Raw genomic sequence first — 20401 nt, forward strand, 5'->3', positions numbered from 1 at the left:
GGTGGGCCGCCCGGCGCGGCTCCTTGCGAGGCGGCGCCGCTGAGGGGACCGCATGTTGCGTGCGCTCCGATGGGACTTCTCGGCATGCCCGTCGACGGGCATGCCCCTTTTCGCATCGGAGTTGACCGTCACATCAGAAGTGGACCTCGGTGCGCAATCCAAGAACCACGGCGTTGTCGGTCTTCACGCCCACGGCGTTATAGCCGCGCCCGCCGGGATTGATCACATACTGTGCGTCGAACTTGAGGTTCAACCAGCCGGTCGCCTGCCATCCATACCAGACTTCGATCGGAACTTCGTTGCCGCCGGCGTTGGGGCTGAGGGCAGCCGAGTTCACGTGGGTCGTGCCCACCGCGAAGCCCACTTCGTCCTGGGGCCGCCAGCTGAACGTTCCGGTATGCCGGAAGCCGAGGGCGATCTGATAGTCCTGGTACGACGTCCGGTGATCGGCGACAGTCGTGTTGAGGAAGGTGTACCAACCCTGCGCGCCGGGACCGTCAACGGTCAGACGCTGAAGGATGGACTCATAGACGCCGTAGCGGCCGCGTTGATCCCCGAGATTCTGATCCGGGACACCGCCGGTGCCGGGGATGGTGGAGATGATACCGGGAAGGCCACCATCAATGGTCGACGCGCTGTCGTACCAGCCGCCCAATCTCCAGGTCCCGTTCAAGGGTCCGCTCGGCGCCCACACCAACTCCACCGGCACCATCACGCCACTGGCGCGGCTCGAGGCGGGGATGCCCGGCAGGAAGTAAGTGGTCGCGTCGTCCGTCGTCAGATAATTCGGATTGGCGTCGTAGACGCCGACCGAAATCGTGAATTCCGGGGCCAGCTTGTAGTGGACGACACCGGCCCACTGGCTCACCGGCCAGTTGTAGATGTAGCCACCCTGGATGTTGCCGGGCTGGCCGCCGCAGAAGGTCAGGTTGATGAACTCGCACAGACCGAAGAAGAAGTCGGAGCCGACGGGAAGACGGCCGCCCTTGAGTTCGAGGCGGTCATCGAAGAGCTTCTGCGAGTAGTAGAGCTGTGTCAGGCGCAGAATATTGCCGCGGCCGAACACTTCGTTGGTCAGTTGCAGGGCGGGAATGTCCGCTTCGGTATTCAGATTCTTGCCGAAGCGGTCGACCAGCGTGAGACCGACGGTGCCGCCCTGAATGCCGGCAAGCTTCCCCATGTCGAGCTTCGCGCCAAACCACAGCTGACCGGCGTTGGCTGCGGTGTTCCTGCTTCCACCCGTGACGTTGCCGACGGATTCGTTACCCAGCGTCAGGCCCAGATCGATGCCCCGCTCCTTCAGCTGCGTCCTGCCGAGATCGCCGAATAGATACGGTCTCGTCCAGAAATCGTCTTCAGCATAAGGAACCGGAGCAGCTTTCGTTGAAAAGTCGGCCGCATGCACTGCACCGCCTAGCAGCGATGACAATGCAATCCCCACACCGCACACGCGTGCCGTGTCTACAAACCTGCGCAACATTTTACTCGTCCTCCCGCCGTCCCCGGCTTTGCTTGTTCTTACGTCACGTCCCTGTCCAAAGCCCTCGAGCCTGGAACGCGCTCCCTCCCCAGCGGCCGCCGAAGCGGCCTTTCGACTGGAGCGTGGATCTGTCATGCCTGATCACCCGTTCTCGCCGGCAATGCATCCGCGGCGCGCGGTGAGGCGCCTTGTCCCTGCACCAGTGTCGATTTCGGCGCCGTGCGGACGAGGCCGGCCAACGCCAGCTTGCGCCGCCGACGGGCCTGTAGTTGATGATCCGCCAACACGCCGATCAGAATGACCGTCCCCATCACCGCGAAGTTCAGCGAATTGGGGATGCCCAGGATGTTCACGAGATTCTGCAGCACCTGCAGCAGCGCGGTCCCGAGCACGATACCGAGAATGGAGCCCTCGCCGCCGCGCAGGCTGCACCCGCCCAGGACGGCAGCCGCGATCGCGTAGAGCTCGTAAAAATTGCCGAAGGAGCTCGGGGAAACCGAGTTCGTGTAGAACACGAACAGGACCGTTGAAACTCCGGCGAGCCCGCCGCTGATGATATAGGCGGTTGCGATCACGAGATTTGTGCTGATGCCCGAGAAGCGCGCCGCCTCCTCGTTCTTGCCGACAGCATAGAGCCAGCGCCCGTAGACCGAGCGGTGCAGCAGCACGCCGAGGATCAGCGCCAGGATGATCAGGAGAATGAAGGTGTTCGGGACACCCGCAACATTGCCGGAGGCGATGTTGCTCAGTGTCGCGGCCTCGTCACCGTAGCCGAAGCCGCGCGTTGAATCGGACGTATAGTAGCGGGCAGCGCCGCGGTAGATCAGCAATCCGCACAGCGTCACGATGAAGGGCTGCATCTTCAGCCGGGTGACCAGAAAACCCTGGATGCCGCCCAGCGCCAGCCCGCCCAGCAGCACGGCGAGGAGCGCGAAAGGCCAGGGAACCTGATAGGTCGTCAGAAGGTCGATGAAAACGACGCCGAGCAGCGCGAACATCGAGCCAAGCGAAAGGTCGATGCCTCCGGTGATGATCACGAGCCCCTCGCCAAGCGCGAACACACCGAACAGGCCGATCAGATTGGCCATGTTCAGCAGGTTCACCAGCGACAGGAAGGCTGGATTGATCGCACCCGTGATGACGGAGATCACCACCAGCAGCAGTGCGAGGCCGAGCTCCTTCTTGATCATGGCGCGGCGGCTTCCACGGTTTCCAGCGCTTGGCCCATCGCCAGCCGCAACACGTTGTATTCGCTGAACTGCGGGCGCTCGAGCACGCCGCTGACATGTCCTTCGTGCATCACCGCCACGCGGTCGGAGACGCCGATGACCTCCTCCATGTCCGAGGAGATCATGACGATCGCGACGCCCTGGTCGGCGAGCTCGCGCATCAGCGCGTAAATCTCGCTCTTGGCCCCGACGTCGATTCCCCGGGTCGGCTCGTCGAAGAACATCACGCGCGGCCGCATGGACAGCCACTTGCCCAGCACGACTTTCTGCTGGTTGCCGCCGGAGAGCGTCACGGCCTCCATATCGATGCCTGGCGCCTTGATGGACAGGCGCCTCACCTGCTCTTTCGCGACCTTGCGCTCGGCCGCGCCGTTGACCAGCCACATCCGTGCATAATTCAGCAGGCTGGCCAGCGTCACGTTCTCCCGGATCGGCAGCTCCAGCACGAGCCCGGATTTCTTGCGATCCTCCGGCACCAGATAGATCCCCTGCCTGATCGCGTCGCGCGGCGATGCGACACCGACCGGTGCGTTGTCGATCCTGATCTCGCCACCCAACGGCGGGTCGATGCCGAAGGCGGTGCGGGCAAGAGAGGTGCGGCCGGCGCCCACGAGCCCCGCCAGGCCGAGAATCTCGCCATGCCGCACGGATAGATCAATCCGCCGGTCGGGAAAGGCCGATGTCACGAGGCCGACGATGTCGCAGCCGCCCGGCTGCGACGGCCGTTTCGGCGGCGTATGCAGCGCTTTCAGGTCGCGGCCGATCATCAGCCGGATCATTGCGGCGTGGCTTAGCTCGTCCCGCGCCAGCTCCCCAACCGTGCGCCCGTCGCGCAGCACCACGACGCGGTCGGCGCAGGTCATGATCTCGCCGAGCCGGTGAGAGATATAGATCACCGCGATGCCGTGCGCCTTCAGATCGGCAATCACCTCCAGCAGCCGTTCAGTCTCCGAAATTGTCAGGCTGGAGGTCGGCTCGTCCATGATGATCACGCGGGCGTCGATCGAGAGCGCCTTGGCGATCTCCACCATCTGGCGCTCGGCGATGGACAAATCGTCGACCAGCGTGTCCGGGGTGAACTCGGCGCCCAGCCGCTCCAGCAGCGGCCTCACGCGGGCGCGCATCTGCGCATTGTCCACCAGCTTCAGCGGGCCGCCGACAAGCTGCTCGCGTCCGATGAAGACGTTCGCGGCGACGTCGAGATTTTCGAACAGGTTCAGCTCCTGATGCACGAAGGCGATGCCGGCCTTGGTCGCCTCGCTCACCGTCATCCGGGCATGGTCGTTGCCGCCGATGCGGATCACGCCCTCGCTCGGCGCGATCACGCCGCCCAGCACGCGCATCAGCGTCGACTTGCCGGCGCCGTTCTCACCGATCAGGCCCAATACTTCGCCGCGGCACACGCGCAGGCTGACATCGTCGAGGGCCATGACCCCGGGATAGGACTTGCTGATCCCGGCGAGCTCGAACAGGGTTTCCGCCATCCACTTCCTCCCGCACGACGCCCGGCGGCTGCGGCAGCCGGGCGTCGAAAGCCGCTGACAGTCACTTCTTCAGCAGGACCTTCAGATTTGCGGTGAAGTCCCCGACGTTGGACTTGCTGATCACCTTGGTCGGGACGATCAGCTTGCCGTCCGCCGGGATCCAGGACTTGTCGCCGTTCAGCGTCTTGATGATGTTGGTGGCGGAGAGATAGCCGAACTCGTAGGGCTGCTGCACCACGGTCGACTCGATCGTGCCGTCGGAAACGCCGCGCAGCGTGCGCTGGTCCTCGTCGAAGCCGACGATCTTCACCTTGCCGGCCTTGCCCGCCGCCTTGACCGCGTCATAGATCAGCGGTGTCTCGTAGCTCCAAAGGCCGGACAGCAGTGCAATGTCGGGATATTTGACCAGCACGTTCTCCATATTCGCCTTGGCCTTGGCGAAGTCCACCTGGTCGGTGAACACGTCGACCAGCTCGACCTTGGTGCCGGCGATCGCTTCCTTGATACCCTGCACCCGCTCGCGGGCGTTGTCCGCATCCATCGTGCCGACAAACAGCGCGATCTTGCCGCCGTTCGGCAACGCCTTCTTGATCTCCTCGCCTGCTTGCCGCCCGGCCGCGACGTTGTCGGTGCCGATATAGGCGAGACGATTGCTCTGCGGCGCGTCGCTATCCGTCGTGATCAACACGGTCTTGGCCGCAACCTTGTTGAGCTGTTCGGTGGCATGCGCCGCATCGTCGACCGAGATGGAGATGCCGGCAACGCCGCGCACCAGCAGGTCGTCCAGCTCGCGCCGCTGGCCCGCCGCCGTTCCTTCATTGGTGACGATCAATTCGATATTGTAGTCCGGGTGCTCCTTCTGCGCCTTCTCGAGCCCGCGGCCGGCGATGGTCCAGAAGTCGGCCGCGACATTGGTCACCAGCGCGATGGTCTTTTTCTGCTGGGCCTGCGCCATCCCCGTGGCCATCGCCAGCGCGGCGGCGGTCGCGAGCAGCGGCACCATCAATTTCGTCACTGATCCGTTCATCTGCACCTCCCTTGGTCGCCCTCGCATGAGGGCTTCACGGCGCTTTTGCGCCCTTATTTTATTTACACAGCGAAGAAATGTCGCAGAGCCAATCATCCGATTCGGGATGTACTTGCACCTTCTTCAAGCTTAAATAGTACACAAGGTATGATGATAGTAAATACGGCTCGCTGCGAGAGCCCTCCGATGTGCTTTTTCGATCACACTCTTGGCCGCGGGCCATTATTAATTTCACCATCTGAATTAAAGGGACAGTATGGTTGACCAAACTGAGCAGCCGAGACGCGTTTCAAGCATGGCGCGCGGATCGAACCGCGGCCGCCTCGTCGAAGTCTTGCGACGTCAGGGGCCGCTGCCGCGTGTCGAGCTCGCCCGGAGCACGGGACTGAGCTTCCCCGCCATTTCGGGCCTGACATCGAGACTGATCGCGGAAGAGCTGCTGTGCGAGACCGAGACTGCGGCAACCTCGTGGTCCGACRATACCGACGAAGAGGATGCGGACGCGCTGAACGGCCGTCGCCGCGGCCGGCCGGCCGTGCTGCTGACCCTGAACCCGGAGTTCGGGCGCATCATCGCAATCTCTGTGCGCATGAACCTGATTGAGACGCTGATTGCGGATTTCAGGGGCTCTGGCCTGGCGCAGTCGCGACTTGCGCTCCCGACGCGCGCGCTCGACGCAGGCGCGTTGTGCGATCTCATGATCGCGCAGATCAATGCGATGCTTGAAGCGACGGCGACGCCGCGCCATCAGCTGTTGGGAATCGGGATTGCGCTCCAGGGCATCGTGAACGCCGACACCGGCCGGACTCTGTGGAGTCCGGCGCTGTCGATCAACGACGTCGATCTGGCGACGCCGCTACGTCAGGCGTTCGGCGTCGAGGTCGTGATGGCGAACGACGCTGTTGCAGTTGCCCTGGCCCTCACAGCCACTGAACCGGCGCTGGCGCAGGGCCTCTCAGCCACGATCATGGTCGGTCACGGCATCGGGATGGGCGTCGTCGTCGACGGCGAGGCGCGCTGGGGCGCCGGCAGCGAGATCGGCCATGTCAAGCTGGCCCCGGACGGTCCGCAATGCCGCTGCGGCCAGCGCGGCTGCATCGAGGCTTATCTTGCCGACTATGCGCTCTACCGCGACGCCCGCACCTTTCTCGACCTGCCGCCGGCGGACTCGCAGCAGCCGTCCGAGGCGCAGATGGCGCTGCTGCGCGAGCGAGCACTGGGCGGGGATCCCCGTTTCGAACACCTGTTCCAGCAGGCAGGCCGCGCGCTTGCAGAGGCGGTCGCCGCAACGATATCGGTGCTGCGCCCACACCATGTCATCCTGGCGGGCCCCGGCCTGCAGGCATTTGACATGATGCGCCACGCCTATGAGGAGCGGCTCGAGCAGGCGGTGTTGCCATGGCTGCTCAAGTCCACGGCGATCTATTTGCGTCCAAGCGAGTCGACGGCGATTGTCGACGGCATGGTGCTGCGGACGCTGGGGGTCGTGGACCGAAACCACATGGAAGCGACCGAGTAAGCACCGGGAGCTGCAGGGCGCGATCCCGTCGTCTCGCGGACCGGACGATCCCTGGCTGGGGCGGGAGGGATCGAACCTCCGAATGGCGGAATCAAAATCCGCTGCCTTACCGCTTGGCTACGCCCCAACAGGCCACTGACGGAACGGCGGAAAACCGGCTACCGCAGATTCCGTCCAGTCGCAGCCGGTCTATAGGGAGCGGCGCGGCATTTCAACCGCCTGGCGGGGCAAAATACCACCGTCTCGGGGCTGACCGTGGCACACTCTAATATGGGTCCGACCTCCGGTCTGTTCCGGTAGCGACCGGCCGCCCCGGCAGTTGAGACCTCCGGCGTTTCATGGGAATACGGCGCCAAACCTGTCCACGGGAGCAAGCCATGACCTACCGCGCGCCAATCTCTGACATGCTGTTGTCGCTCAACCATGGCGCGGGCCTGAAGGCCGCCGTGGAGGCCGGCCATTACGGCGATTTCGACACCGAGATCGTCACGGCCGTGCTGGAGGAAGCCGGCAAGTTCGCTTCGGAGGTGCTGGCGCCGCTCAACAGCGTCGGCGACGAGCACGGCATCAAGCTCGCCGACGGCAAGGTCACGACCGCACCGGGCTGGCCGGACGCCTACAAGCGCTGGACCGACGGCGGCTGGAACGCGGTGTCCGGGCCGGAGGATTTCGGCGGCCAGGGCCTGCCGATCGCGATCAACGCCGCCTGCACCGAGATCTGGAGCGCCTCCAACCTCGCGTTCGGGCTCTGCCCGCTGCTGACGGCCTCGGCGATCGAGGCGCTGGATGCGCATGGCAGCGACGAACTCAAGACCGTCTATCTCGAGAAGCTCGTCACCGGCGAATGGACCGGCACGATGCAGCTCACCGAGTCGCAGGCCGGCTCCGACGTCGGCGCGCTGCGCACCCGCGCGGAGCGTGAAGGCGACGGCACCTATCGCATCAAGGGGACGAAGATCTTCATCACCTATGGCGAGCACGACATGACCGACAACATCGTGCATTTCGTGCTGGCCCGCCTGCCGGACGCGCCGGCCGGCACCAAGGGGATCTCGCTGTTCCTGGTGCCGAAGTTCATGGTCAATGCAGACGGCTCGCTCGGCGCGCGCAATGACATTTTTGCCTCTGGCGTCGAGCACAAGCTCGGCATGCACGCCTCCCCCACCTGCACCATGACCATGGGCGATCATGGCGGCGCGATCGGCTTCCTGATCGGGGAAGAGAACCAGGGCATGCGCTGCATGTTCACGATGATGAACCAGGCCCGCCTCGGCGTCGGCCTCGAAGGCGTCGGCGTCGCCGACCGTGCCTATCAGCAGGCCCTCGCCTACGCGCAGGAGCGCAAGCAGGGCCGCGCCGTCGGCAGCAAGGGCGACGGCTCGGACGCGATCTTCGTGCATCCCGACATCAAGCGCATGCTGATGCGGATGCGGGCGCAGACCGCCGCGGCGCGCACCATCTGCTATGCGACCGCGGTCGCGCTCGACGTCTCCACGCGCGCCAGCGACGCCAAGGTGCGGGCAGACGCCGCCGCGCGCGCCGCGCTGCTGACGCCGCTGGCAAAGGCCTATTCCACCGATGTCGGCAACGAGGTCGCCTATCTCGGCGTGCAGGTGCATGGCGGCATGGGCTTCATCGAGGAGACCGGCGCGGCGCAGCACTATCGTGACGCCCGCATCACCACGATCTACGAGGGCACCAACGGCATCCAGGCGATCGACCTTGTGACGCGCAAGCTCGCGGCCAACGGCGGCGCTGCGGTGTGGGCGCTGGTGTCGGAGCTTTCCGGCATCGTCAAACAGGTCGAAGCCTCCAACGATCCCGCCTTCGGCACCACCGGCACAAAGCTGCGCGAGGCGCTGGAGGCGCTGACCCGCACCAGCAAGTGGCTTCTGGAGCGGGTTGCGTCCGCGCCGAACGAGGCGCTCGCAGGCGCCACGCCCTATCTCCAGCAGTTCGGCGCCACGCTCGGCGGCTGCATGCTGGCGTCCGAGGCGCTCGCCGCGAAAGCCGACGGCAATACGGACGCGCCGCGTTACGTCTCGCTTGCGCGCTTCTTCGCCGAGAACATCACGGTGCAGGCTGGCGCGCTGGAGCGGACGGTGACGGAGAGCGCGGAGTCGGTCGCGGCGGCGGATGCGGTGTTGCTGGGGTAGGTGGGGCAATGCCTGCCAAACATTCGGTGTCGTCCCGGCGAAGGCCGGGACCCATAACCACAGGGAGCAGTTTGGCGAAGATTGGCAGTTAAGCGGTCTTACCGCGGTACTGCGATCCAGACACTGTCGATGGATCACGCGGTATGGGTCCCGGCCTTCGCCGGGACGACACCTAGAATATTGCGTGCTCCGAGCCAACTCATCCCGTTACGCACGCTCCGTTTCGCCCCGGCCGCCACAGCACGGTCGACGCCGCGACGAGATCGAGCACGACGCACAGCGCGAACGCCGTCGTGTAGTTGCCGGTCAGGCTGTGCACGAGGCCGACGATGCCGGGGCCGAAGGCGCTGACGATGCCGCTGATCGAGGTCCCCAATCCCATCGCGGCGGCGAAGGCGCTGGCACCGATCTCGCGCTGGATGATCAAAGGCGGGAACGTGATCATGTTGCCGATCGAAAAGCCGTAGACGGCGCAGCACACCAGCAGCACCGTCGGGCTCGTGCTCTGCACGAGAACGAACAGCGCCGCAGCCTGGCTCGTCATCGAGGCCGCGCAGGCAAGCCGCGGATCGAGCCGGTCGACGAACAGGCCGAGCGACAGGCGGCCGACCACGGCCATCGCCGCCATGATGGTGACCGCGAGGCCGGCGGCGTAGCGGCCGACGAGCGGCTCGAGAAACGTCACCTGGTGGATGATGAATCCCATCTGCGCCATCAGCGCGATCGCGATCGGCAGCACCATGGTCCAGAACGCTGCATTGGCGAGCAGCGCCTTGCGCGAGTGAACGGCCGGCGCGGCCGTGCCGCCGCCGGACGGACGTCCGCCCGATGCCAGCGGCATCTCGGCCGGCCAGCCGGTGAAGATCACGACCACCGGCAACACCAGCACCACCATCGCCATCGTCGCGGCAAGCATGGCGGAGCGGAAGCCGATGCTGCCGGTCAGCGTCAGCAGCAGCGGAACGAGGACGATGCCGCCGCAGGTCGCGCCGTTGAAGGCGAGGCTGAGCGCGAGCCCGCGACGCCGTTCGAACCAGGAATTCAGCACGGTTGCGATCACGACGGTGCCCATGCCGGTCCAGCCGACCGACATCAGCGCGTAGGCGAGATAGAGCTGCCAGGGCGTCTGCATCAGTGCCAGCAGCACGGTCGAGGCGCCGAGCGCCGACAAACCGCACAGGATCAGCGATCGCAGCCCGATGCGCGCCAGGAGATTGTCGGTGAAGATGACGAGGACGGAGGTCAGCAGAAACGAGAACGTGCTGGCGGCGGAGACCAGCGTGCCCGGCCAGCCATGCGTGCGCTGGAGTTCCGCGAGATAGACGCCCTGGCCGTAGAGGCCGAAGCCGAACATGAAGAAGGCCATCAGGAAACAGGCCAGCACCACGCGCCAACCGCGATAATGCAGCGAGGATTCGTCAACGTCCGTTGCGGCAATCATCAATCACGCAATCGACCAAATGGAACGAGACGGGACATCGTGCCGTACAACCACCGGTTTTTCAATTGAAACATTGTAGCCGATTGTTGCAACGCGCAACAGCATGTAAGGTCATGTGGTCGCGCGATCCATTGCAGTGCAGTTCCCGGACGATGCAGCGATGGCACGAGCGCCGTGGCCGGGCTCACGGGGATTCCCGTCGAAAAGGTCGAGCGGGCGGATTGGCACGCCCGTGGGATGATGTAGGCTGAAGCAAGCGAGACACGCCACCGGCAAGCGCCGCGGCGACCGCAGGGGGGCTCTCATGTCGAACGGCAATATCGTCGTCACCGAAGAGCGCGCAACGCGCGTGATCACCCTGCGCCGGCCGAGCAAGAAAAACGCAATCACGCAGGACATGTATCGCGAGATGAGCCGTGCGATCGACACCGCACAGAACAATCCCGACATTCGCTGCATGATCATCACCGGCGGTTCCGGCGTATTCACCGCCGGCGACGACATCGACGATTTCATGCAGGCCGGCGGGGCGAGCTCCGAGACGCTGACGGACGGCGCGCGCTTCCTCTACTCGCTCGCCCTCAACGTCAAGCCGATCATCGCGGCCGTGGACGGCGCGTCGATCGGCATGGGCACCGTGATGCTGTTCCACTGCGACTATGTGCTGGCATCGACCGCGGCGACCTTTTCCGCGCCCTATATCCATCTCGGGCTGGTGCCGGTCGGCGCTTCCAGCCTGCTGATGCCGAACACGATGGGCTACCAGCGCGCCTTTGCGATGCTGGTGATGGGACGGACCTTCACCGCGGCGGAGGCGCACGCCGCGGGCTTCGTCAACACCGTGGTCTCGCCTGGACATACCGAGGTCGAAGCCCGCAAGGTGGCGCGCGAGATCTGCAAGATTCCGGCCGAGGCGGTTGCGATCTCGCGCAAATTGCTGCGCGCCGCGCCGGAAGAGCTCACCCGCCGCATCGACCAGGAAAGCCATCTGTTCGGCGAGCGGCTGAAGTCGGACGAAGCGACCGCCGCGTTCAATGCGTTCGCGAACAGGAAGAGGCGCTAGACACCCACGATCGTCATTCCGGGGCGCGACGGAGTCGCGAACCCGGAATGACGGCGAGAAGCTTCGTGAAATCTTCGTGCGAAACCACTAATCTTGTTCCATGCGATACATCTCCCGCCCCATCCTTGCTGCCCTCGCGCTCGCCTCCGCCCTCCCCGCGTCGGCCCAGACCGCCGCGCCGGTCGAGCTGCGCATCCTCGCGATCAACGATTTCCACGGCAATTTGCGGCCGCCGCCGGGCGGCATCCGCATCGGCGATCCCGAGGACAAGGCCAAGAAGGTGATGGTGGCGGCCGGCGGGGCCGAATACATGGCCACGCTGGTCAGGCAATTGCGCGAAGGGCACAGGAACACGATCTTCGTCGCCGCCGGTGACCTGATCGGGGCGAGCCCGTTCCTGTCGGCGATGTTTCACGACGAGCCCTCGATCGAGTCGCTGTCGATGATGGGGCTTGCGATCACCTCGGTCGGCAATCACGAATTCGACGAGGGCAAGACCGAGCTGCTCAGGATGCAGAACGGCGGCTGCCATCCGGTCGACGGCTGCCAGGGGCCGCATCCCTTCACCGGCGCGAAATTCCACTACCTCGCGGCCTCCACCATCGAGACCACGACCGGCAAGAGCGTGCTGCCGCCCTACGAGATCCGGGAGTTCGACGGCATCCCCATAGCCTTCATCGGCCTCGCCTTGAAGGAAACCGCGGGCATCGTCTCGCCGGCGGGCATCGCCGGCCTCGAATTCCGCGACGAAGCCGAGACTGTGAACGCGCTCGTGCCGCAACTGAAGGCGCGCGGCGTCGAGGCGATCGTGGTGCTGATCCACCAGGGCGGCGAGCCTGCCGGCGACTACAATGAATGCCCGGCCATTACGGGGCCGATCGTCGATATCGTGAAAAAGTTCGACCGCGCCGTCGACGTCGTCGTCAGCGGCCACACCCATCGCGCCTATGTCTGCGACATCGACGGACGGCTCGTCACCAGCGGCGACAAATACGGCACGCTGGTCACCGCGATCGATCTCAAGCTCGATCCGGCCACGCGCGACATCGTCAGCGCCAACGCCGAGAACGTCATCGTGGCGAATGCCTCGCTGGCCACGGACCCCGAGCAGACCGCGCTGATCGAGGCCTATGACAAGCTCGCCGCCCCGATCGCCAATCGCCCGGCCGGATCGGTGACGCAGACGCTGTCGCGCGTGCCGAACGAGGCCGGCGAGAGCGCGCTCGGTGACGTCATCGCGGACGCGCAGCTCGCCGCGACGAAGGCCGCGAAGGACGGCGGCGCGGTGATCGCGCTCACCAATCCCGGCGGCATCCGCACCGACATCGCTCCGAAGGAGAACGGCGCGGTGTCCTTTGGCGACCTGTTCGCGAGCCAGCCGTTCCGCAACCGCCTCGTCACCATGACGCTCACCGGCGCCCAGCTCAAGGACATGCTCGAGCAGCAATGGCTCGATCCGAAACGGCCGCGAATCCTCCAGGTGTCGAACGGGTTCAGTTATACCTGGGACGCGGCGAAGCCGTTCGGCGAGCGCGTCGTGACCGAGACGATGACGCTCGACGGCAAGCCGCTCGAGCCGGCAAGCGGCTACCGCGTCACGCTCAACGACTACCTCGCCGTCGGCGGCGACGGCTTCACGGCCGCCAAGCAAGGTGCTTCGCCGCAATATGGCGGCTACGATGCGGACGCGCTGTTTGCATTCTTCAAAGCGCACGGACCGATCGGCCCCCTGCCGCTCAGCCGCATCCTTCGCTCGAATTGATCTGGATCAACCGGGCCGGAACGGAACCACCGTTTGCCATTCCCGGCCGAACGCATAGATTGCGTTTTGCGTTGCGTTTTGGCGCCGGATGCGCCAAGCGACGTCAAGAGCCCGCATCCCATGAGCCCGACCTGATGAGCACGCTTCTCCTCTCCCACAAGGCCTGCCTCGACCACGTCACGCCGCCGGGACATCCCGAGCGGCCGGACCGCCTGCGCGCGGTGGAGGAAGCGCTGTCGCAGGAGCGCTTCCAGTACCTGGTGCGCGACCAGGCGCCGGAGGGCGATCTCGACCTCGTCACGCTCTGCCACAACGAGCATTACGTTACCGAGCTGCGCCACATCGCGCCGACCAGCGGCCAGGTCTATATCGACGGCGACACCTCGATGTCGCCGGGCACCTGGGAAGCGGTGATGCGCGGCGTCGGCGGCGCCGTCGCGGCGACCGAAGCGGTGATGGCGGGCGAGCACCGCAACGCCTTCGTCGCGGTGCGCCCGCCCGGACATCACGCCGAGATCGGCAAGCCGATGGGCTTCTGCTTCTTCGACAATGTCGCGATCGCGGCGCGGCACGCGCAACGCAAATACGGCATCGAGCGCGTCGGGATCGTCGATTTCGACGTGCATCACGGCAACGGCACCCAGGACATCTTCTGGTCGGACCCGACCGTGATGTATTGCTCGACGCATCAGATGCCGCTGTTCCCCGGCACCGGTGCGCGGGGCGAGCGCGGCGACCACGACACCATCGTCAATGCGCCGCTCGCCTCCGAAGACGGCGGCCCCGAATTCCGCATCGCGTTCGAGAATTTGATCCTGCCGCAACTGACGAAATTCAGCCCCGAGCTGCTGGTCATCTCCGCGGGCTTCGACGCGCATTACCGCGATCCGCTGGCCTCGCTGAATTTGCGCGCGGAGGACTACACCTGGGTGACGCGCAAGCTGATGGATCTCGCCGACAAGACCGCAGCGGGCCGAATTGTTTCGGTGCTCGAGGGCGGCTATGATCTGCAAGGATTGAAAGAATCAGTTACGGCGCATGTCGGCGCCCTGATGGGCGCCTGACGACACCGCCACATTACGCCCGCAAAACCCTGCTTTCTCTGCAAGAGAAGCGAATCGGGCAATCGGAAACTTATATGGCCGAAAATACCCAAATCGACGTCTCCAGGCTCAGCTTCGAACGCGCCATCGAGGAACTCGAGACGATCGTGAAGCGGCTCGAGGACGGCAAGGTGCCACTCGAGGAATCCGTGACGATCTACGAGCGCGGCGAGGCGCTGAAGCGCCGCTGCGAGGAGCTGCTGCGCCAGGCCGAAGCGCGCGTCGACAAGATCACCACCGATGCCACCGGCCAGGCCACCGGCACCGCGCCGCTCGACGTGCAATAAGGCCGGGCGTCGGAGTCGCCCATTTCAGGCAGTGGCCGGCCGCAATTTTTCATGGTCGTGTCGGGTTCCACGCGCTGGAATACGCGACGCCGCGTGATTGGCGCGGTCACGATTCGCATCGAAGAGCGTCCCGGCTGCGCAAATCGGCCCCAAACAGCCTCGCACTCGCCCAAAAGCCTGCCGCGGAACCGGGCAGGACCGGAACCTCCCCCCGCGCGCCAGGGTTAACCAAATTGGCCCGGGGGTTGCACCTGCATGCCCGTAATCGGTCGGGCGGGTTGGCTTTGGCCCAAGGTTTGGTGTAAAGCTGCGCGGAGTGTGGCTTTTTGCTAGCCTTGCGTGGGCACCGATTACCGACGACAAGCGCTTCAAACTGCTGATGAAATTGGCTGGGACGGACGAAGCCGATCTGAGTGACAGGGATCACAGAGACTGAACCGGAGCGCACCTAAGCTCACCTAAGCTTGAAGACGGGGCTCTGCCCCATGCAGGTGGCTCCGGCGGTTTAAGGACTCGCGCTGCGCCGATATTGTGCAAACCCATCGCGCACCGGAATGACCTTCCGGCGCTGACAAATTGGAAATCGCCGTGAACGCATACAGTAAAACGCCGCTTCTCGACACCATCCGGACGCCGGACGACCTGCGCAAGCTCAAGGTCGAGCAGGTTCGCCAGGTCGCCGACGAGCTGCGTCAGGAGACCATCGATGCCGTCTCGGTGACCGGCGGTCACTTCGGCGCGGGCCTCGGCGTAGTCGAGCTCACCACCGCGATCCATTACGTCTTCGATACGCCGCGCGACCGGCTGATCTGGGACGTCGGCCATCAGGCCTATCCGCACAAGATCCTCACCGGCCGGCGCGACCGCATCCGCACGCTGCGCACCGGCGGCGGCCTGTCCGGCTTCACCAAGCGCAGCGAGAGCGACTACGATCCGTTCGGCGCCGCGCATTCCTCGACCTCGATCTCCGCCGGCCTCGGCATGGCGGTCGCGCGCGACCTCTCCGGCGGCAAGAACAACGTTATCGCCGTGATCGGTGACGGCGCGATGTCAGCGGGCATGGCCTATGAGGCCATGAACAATGCGGGTGCGATGAATTCGCGCCTGATCGTCATCCTCAACGACAACGACATGTCGATCGCGCCGCCGGTCGGCGCCATGAGCGCCTATCTGTCGCGACTCTATTCCGGCAAGACCTACCGCACGCTGCGCGAGGCGGCCAAGCAGATCAACAAGCGCCTGCCGAAGATCCTCGCCAACCGCGCCAACCGCGTCGAGGAATATTCCCGCGGCTTCATGATGGATGGCGGCACGCTGTTCGAGGAGCTCGGCTTCTATTACGTCGGCCCGATCGACGGCCATAATCTCGATCACCTCCTGCCCGTTCTGAAGAACGTCCGCGACATGGAGACCGGCCCGATCCTGGTCCACGTCGTGACGCAGAAGGGCAAGGGCTACGGTCCGGCGGAAGCCTCCGCCGACAAGTACCATGCCGTCGTCAAGTTCGACGTCGCCACCGGCACCCAGGCCAAGGCCAAGCCGAACGCGCCGGCCTACCAGAACGTGTTCGGCCAGAGCCTCGTCAAGGAAGCCGAGAAGGACGACAAGATCGTCGCCATCACGGCGGCGATGCCGTCCGGCACCGGCGTCGACATCTTCAACAAGGCGTTCCCGGACCGCACCTTCGACGTCGGCATCGCCGAGCAGCACGCGGTGACGTTTGCCGCCGGTCTTGCGACCGAGGGCTACAAGCCGTTCTGCGCGATCTACTCGACCTTCCTCCAGCGCGGCTACGACCAGATCGTGCATGACGTCGCGATCCAGAACCTGCCTGTCCGCTTCGCCATCGACCGCGCCGGCCTCGTCGGCGCCGACGGCGCGACGCATGCGGGCTCGTTCGACAACGCCTATCTCGGCTGTCTGCCGAACATGGTGATCATGGCCGCGGCCGACGAAGCCGATTTGGTCCACATGGTCGCAACCCAGGTCGCGATCAACGACCGCCCCAGCGCGCTACGCTATCCGCGCGGCGAAGGCCGCGGCATCGAGATGCCCGACGTCGGCGTTCCCCTCGAGATCGGCAAGGGCCGCGTGATCCGCCAGGGCAGCAAGATCGCCCTGCTCTCCTTCGGCACGCGTCTGGCCGAATGCGAGAAGGCGGCCGACGAGCTCGCCGCCCACGGCCTGTCCACCACCATTGCCGATGCGCGCTTCATGAAGCCGCTCGACACCGAGCTGGTGCTCAAGCTCGCCCGCGACCACGAGATCCTGATCACGATCGAGGAAGGCGCGGTCGGCGGCTTCGGCTCGCATGTCGCGCAGTTCCTGACCGACCAGGGTGCGCTCGACAGCGGCATGGTGCGCTTCCGCTCCATGGTGCTGCCCGACGTGTTCCAGGACCACGACACGCCGGCCGCGATGTACGGCCGCGCCGGTCTCGACGCCAAGGGCATCGTCGCCAAGGTGTTCGAGGCGCTCGGCAAGGACGTCAAGGCCGAGACGGTCAAGCTGGCCTGATTGTCGTTCAGGCGCTGTCCCCCCACCTCTCCCTATGGGAGAGGTGTTGCAGCGCGCTTCGCGTTCAGCAGGTCACCCCATGAAGATCTATCTGGCAGGCCCCGACGTGTTCCTGCCGGATGCGGTTGAGATCGGCAGGCAGAAGGCCGCGATCTGCGCTGCGCATGGGCTCACCGGCCTCTATCCCCTCGACAACGCCATCGATCTCGCCGCCCCCGATGCCTCGCGGCAGATCTTTGCCGGCAACGAGGCGATGATGGATCAGGCCGATGCCATCATTGCCAACCTCACCCCCTTCCGGGGCGCCGGCGCCGATCCCGGCACCGTCTACGAGCTCGGCTACATGGCCGGCCGCCGCAAATTGTGTCTGGCCTATTCGAACGACGGCGCCGCCTATGCCGACCGCGTCGGGCGCTTCGTCGATGTCGTGCGCGAAGGCGGACGCCTGGTCGACGCGCAGGGGCTGACGATCGAGGATTTCGGCCTCGTCGACAATCTCATGATGATCCATGCGCTGGAGCTGCACGGCTGCCCGCTGGTGACGCCGGCCGAGATGCCGGTCGACGTCTGGCATGATCTGGCCGCGTTCGAGACTTGCGTCCGGATGGCGGCTGCGCGATTGATCGCTACATAAGCGTCGTCCTCCGGAGAGATTGATGTCCCCTCCCCGCAAGCGCGCGGATGTTCTGCTGGTCGAGCGCGGCCTGTTCGAAAGCCGGGCCCGGGCGCGCGCGGCGATCGAGGCCGGGCTCGTCACCGCGAACGACAAGCCGGTCGCCAAACCGTCGGAGACGATCGCAGCAGACGCGGTGATCCAGGCCGAGCCGGCGCATCCCTATGTCTCGCGCGGCGGCGTCAAGCTCGCCGGTGCGCTGGAGCGTTACCCGATCGAGATCGAGGATCATGTCTGCCTCGACGTCGGCGCCTCCACCGGCGGCTTTACCGAGGTGCTGCTCGCGAACGGCGCGAGCCTGGTGTTCGCGATCGACGTCGGCACCGCCCAATTGCATCCGTCGCTGCGCGGCCATCCGAAGATCGTCTCGATGGAGGAGACGGATATCCGCAGCTATGACGGCAAGCGGCTGCCGGCACGGCCGGATGTCGTCGTCATCGATGTCAGCTTCATCTCGCTGAAGACGGTGCTGCCGGTGGCGCTATCGCTCGCGGCCGCGCCGATGAGCCTGCTGGCGCTGATCAAGCCGCAATTCGAGGCAGAGCGGAAGCACAGCAAGAAGGGCATCATTCGCGACGCCGCCGTGCACCAGGAGATCTGCGACGATATCGCGGCGTTCGCGGCCTCGCTCGGCTGCACCGACATCGAGGTGTTTGCCTCCTCGATTGCGGGCGGCGACGGCAACATCGAATTCTTCCTGGGCGCGCGCCGTGGTTGAGCGCCTGAGGATCGATCATGTCGGCCATCGCGGCGACGGTGTCTCGCTCGAAGCAGGCGAAGCGGTTTACGTGCCCTATGCGCTCGGCGGCGAGAGCGTCGAGGTCGATCATGTCGCGGGCCATCATCCCGACCGCCGCAAGCTGCTTGCGGTCGATGTCCCAAGTCCCGAGCGGATCGAACCGTTCTGTCCGCATTTCGGCGTCTGCGGCGGCTGCGCGATCCAGCATTGGGCGGCCGGGCCGTATCACGCCTGGAAGCGCGGCATCGTGGTCGAGACGCTGGCGCAGGCCGGCCTCGTCTGCGAGGTCGCGCCGCTGGTCGATGCCCATGGTATGGGCCGCCGGCGCGTCACGCTGCACGGCCGGTTCGGCACGCATGACGTCCTCAAGGTGGGCTTTTCCGCCGCAAGCTCACACGACGTCATCCCGATCCACCGATGCCCGATCCTCGATCCCGCGCTCGACGGCGCGCTCGATGCCGCCTGGGCGCTCGCAGAGCCCTTGACCTCGAAGATGCCGGTGACAAAGCCGCTCGACATCCAGGTCACCGCCACCGCCAACGGCCTCGACGTCGACGTGCGCGGCTCCGGTCCGCTGCCGACGGCGATGATCACCGCGCTCTCGCGGGTCGCGGAACAGCATCGGCTGGCGCGGCTGACGCGGCACGGCGAACTGGTGCTGCAACGGCTGCCGCCGAATTTGCAGATGGGCCGCGCCGAGGTGACGCTGCCGCCGGGCTCGTTCCTTCAGGCCACCGCCGTGGGCGAACAGACGCTGGCTGCTCTCGTCGCAGCGCGCATCGGCAAGGCCAAGGAGGTTCTCGACCTCTTCTGCGGGGTCGGTCCGTTTGCGCTTCGGCTTGCGGAGAAGGCACGCGTCACCGCCCATGACAACGATGCCGGCGCCATCGCCGCGCTGGCAAAAGCAGCGCGCACGTCCGGCCTGAAGCCGATCAGGTGCGAGCCGCGCGACCTGTTCCGCCGCCCCTTGGTGCCGCAGGAGCTGCGCGACTTCGACGCCGTGGTGTTCGACCCTCCGCGCCAGGGCGCGCAGGCGCAGGCGCTGAAGCTCGCCGCCAGCAAGGTGCCGGTCGTGATCGCGGTATCCTGCAACGTTGCGACCTTTGCCCGCGATGCACGGCTGCTCATCGACGGCGGCTACAAGATCGAGACCGTGGTGCCGGTCGACCAGTTCCGCCACACGCCGCACGTCGAGCTGGTGGCGAAATTTACGCGATAATGTCTTAGCGCCGAAGGCCGCCGAGCGCCGGCGACTCGCCCGGCAGCATGTTCGATCTGATGTCGCTGTCCATGCGGCTCGAGTCCTGCTGGGTGAACCCGGCCCCGAACGACAGGCTGAGATTGGAGGTCGGCTTGAATTCGACGCCTGCAAACGCACCATAGCCGGGTGCAGAGCCCGAGGTGAGCGGCGCAAGCGAACTGCCGATGCCGTTGCCGTATTTCAGCGTGTCGAAACCGGCAAAGAACGTGACGGGCATGCCGCCTGCGGTCTTGGTGTTGTAGCCGAACTGCGAGCTGTCATAGGAGAGCGCGCTGAAATTGCCGACCGGTCCCGTCTGGCTGAGGCCACTCCAATTGAGGTTGCCACTCTGGCTGCCGGCAGAGAAGCCGTTCGCAAAACTGGTGCGTGTGCCGGCATCGAAGCTCGGAAAGTTGCCATAGGTATCGAAGCTCTGGCCGGAGCCGAAGGGGCCGCCCGGGATAAAATACCTCAGGGGCGCAACTTGCGCATGAACCGGTGCTCCGCCGAGGCAAAGCACGGCGAGGAGAGCTGCGAGACCGCAAGAACCTGCAAGGCTGGACATTCTGGCTACCGTCGAAAAGTTCGCAAATTATACCCTTCGAATATCGCAGATGCCAGTGGAGCCGTGCCTGGCGCCGCGTCATCGAGTTCCAGGATGACGTCTTCCTGACGCGTTGA

The 20401-nt window shown here is 65.4% G+C and carries 16 protein-coding genes and 1 tRNA gene; 10 read left to right on the top strand and 7 right to left on the bottom strand.

Annotation, left to right across the window (positions count from 1 at the left end):
* Positions 1-133 precede the first annotated feature (133 nt).
* The 4 genes from ACXJMY_RS12905 to ACXJMY_RS12920 all read right to left on the bottom strand — a co-directional run bounded on the left by ACXJMY_RS12905 (position 134) and on the right by ACXJMY_RS12920 (position 5220).
* Complete coding sequence (locus ACXJMY_RS12905) at positions 134-1480, bottom strand: carbohydrate porin (protein WP_456619717.1); 1347 nt, start codon at positions 1478-1480, stop codon at positions 134-136.
* Between the two features lie 131 nt (positions 1481-1611).
* The gene (locus ACXJMY_RS12910; protein WP_456619718.1) at positions 1612-2670 is read right to left on the bottom strand and encodes an ABC transporter permease; all 1059 of its coding nucleotides are present in this window, start codon (positions 2668-2670) and stop codon (positions 1612-1614) included.
* Positions 2667-4193: a sugar ABC transporter ATP-binding protein gene (locus ACXJMY_RS12915; RefSeq protein WP_456619719.1), complete on the bottom strand. Its 1527-nt coding sequence runs from the start codon at positions 4191-4193 to the stop codon at positions 2667-2669. Before ACXJMY_RS12915 ends, ACXJMY_RS12910 begins: the two co-directional genes overlap by 4 nt.
* 61 nt (positions 4194-4254) lie before the next feature.
* Entirely contained in the window at positions 4255-5220 is a 966-nt protein-coding gene (locus tag ACXJMY_RS12920) for a sugar-binding protein (protein ID WP_456619720.1), read from the bottom strand.
* A gap of 256 nt (positions 5221-5476) precedes the next feature.
* On the opposite strand from ACXJMY_RS12920, the gene ACXJMY_RS12925 reads away from it, so the two are divergent.
* Positions 5477-6739 (top strand): ROK family protein, encoded by a 1263-nt coding sequence (locus tag ACXJMY_RS12925; RefSeq protein ID WP_456619721.1) that lies wholly within the window; start codon positions 5477-5479, stop codon positions 6737-6739.
* Between the two features lie 52 nt (positions 6740-6791).
* Here the strand turns inward: ACXJMY_RS12925 and ACXJMY_RS12930 are convergent.
* Positions 6792-6866 (bottom strand) — tRNA-Gln (locus ACXJMY_RS12930).
* Positions 6867-7116: 250 nt separating this feature from the next.
* On the opposite strand from ACXJMY_RS12930, the gene ACXJMY_RS12935 reads away from it, so the two are divergent.
* Complete coding sequence (locus ACXJMY_RS12935; RefSeq protein WP_456619722.1) at positions 7117-8895, top strand: acyl-CoA dehydrogenase; 1779 nt, start codon at positions 7117-7119, stop codon at positions 8893-8895.
* Between the two features lie 199 nt (positions 8896-9094).
* Here the strand turns inward: ACXJMY_RS12935 and ACXJMY_RS12940 are convergent, their stop codons facing one another.
* Complete coding sequence (locus ACXJMY_RS12940; protein ID WP_456619723.1) at positions 9095-10336, bottom strand: MFS transporter; 1242 nt, start codon at positions 10334-10336, stop codon at positions 9095-9097.
* Positions 10337-10640: 304 nt separating this feature from the next.
* Here ACXJMY_RS12940 and ACXJMY_RS12945 point away from each other — a divergent pair, with 304 nt between their 5' ends.
* The 8 genes from ACXJMY_RS12945 (at position 10641) to ACXJMY_RS12980 (ending at position 19699) form a co-directional block, all read left to right on the top strand.
* On the top strand, positions 10641-11399 hold the full coding sequence (locus ACXJMY_RS12945) for an enoyl-CoA hydratase-related protein (protein WP_456619724.1): 759 nt from the start codon (positions 10641-10643) through the stop codon (positions 11397-11399).
* 100 nt (positions 11400-11499) lie between these two features.
* Positions 11500-13161, top strand: coding sequence for a bifunctional metallophosphatase/5'-nucleotidase (locus ACXJMY_RS12950; RefSeq protein WP_456619725.1), 1662 nt, complete (start codon positions 11500-11502; stop codon positions 13159-13161).
* Positions 13162-13295: 134 nt separating this feature from the next.
* Complete coding sequence (locus ACXJMY_RS12955) at positions 13296-14225, top strand: histone deacetylase family protein (protein ID WP_456619726.1); 930 nt, start codon at positions 13296-13298, stop codon at positions 14223-14225.
* A gap of 74 nt (positions 14226-14299) precedes the next feature.
* Positions 14300-14551 carry an exodeoxyribonuclease VII small subunit gene (locus ACXJMY_RS12960; RefSeq protein WP_456619727.1) on the top strand — a complete coding sequence of 84 codons (252 nt, stop codon included), beginning with the start codon at positions 14300-14302 and terminating at the stop codon, positions 14549-14551.
* A gap of 588 nt (positions 14552-15139) precedes the next feature.
* On the top strand, positions 15140-17068 hold the full coding sequence (dxs, locus tag ACXJMY_RS12965; protein WP_456619728.1) for a 1-deoxy-D-xylulose-5-phosphate synthase: 1929 nt from the start codon (positions 15140-15142) through the stop codon (positions 17066-17068).
* Between the two features lie 79 nt (positions 17069-17147).
* Positions 17148-17702, top strand: a complete 555-nt coding sequence (locus ACXJMY_RS12970; RefSeq protein ID WP_456619729.1) for a nucleoside 2-deoxyribosyltransferase — start codon at positions 17148-17150, stop codon at positions 17700-17702.
* A gap of 22 nt (positions 17703-17724) precedes the next feature.
* Positions 17725-18459, top strand: a complete 735-nt coding sequence (locus ACXJMY_RS12975; RefSeq protein WP_456619730.1) for a TlyA family RNA methyltransferase — start codon at positions 17725-17727, stop codon at positions 18457-18459.
* Positions 18452-19699, top strand: coding sequence for a class I SAM-dependent RNA methyltransferase (locus ACXJMY_RS12980; RefSeq protein WP_456619731.1), 1248 nt, complete (start codon positions 18452-18454; stop codon positions 19697-19699). Before ACXJMY_RS12975 ends, ACXJMY_RS12980 begins: the two co-directional genes overlap by 8 nt.
* Before the next feature lie 4 nt (positions 19700-19703).
* Here the strand turns inward: ACXJMY_RS12980 and ACXJMY_RS12985 are convergent, their stop codons facing one another.
* Positions 19704-20285: a hypothetical protein gene (locus ACXJMY_RS12985; RefSeq protein WP_456619732.1), complete on the bottom strand. Its 582-nt coding sequence runs from the start codon at positions 20283-20285 to the stop codon at positions 19704-19706.
* Positions 20286-20401: the final 116 nt, after the last annotated feature.

This window comes from Bradyrhizobium sp. P5_C12 (genome assembly GCF_054049735.1).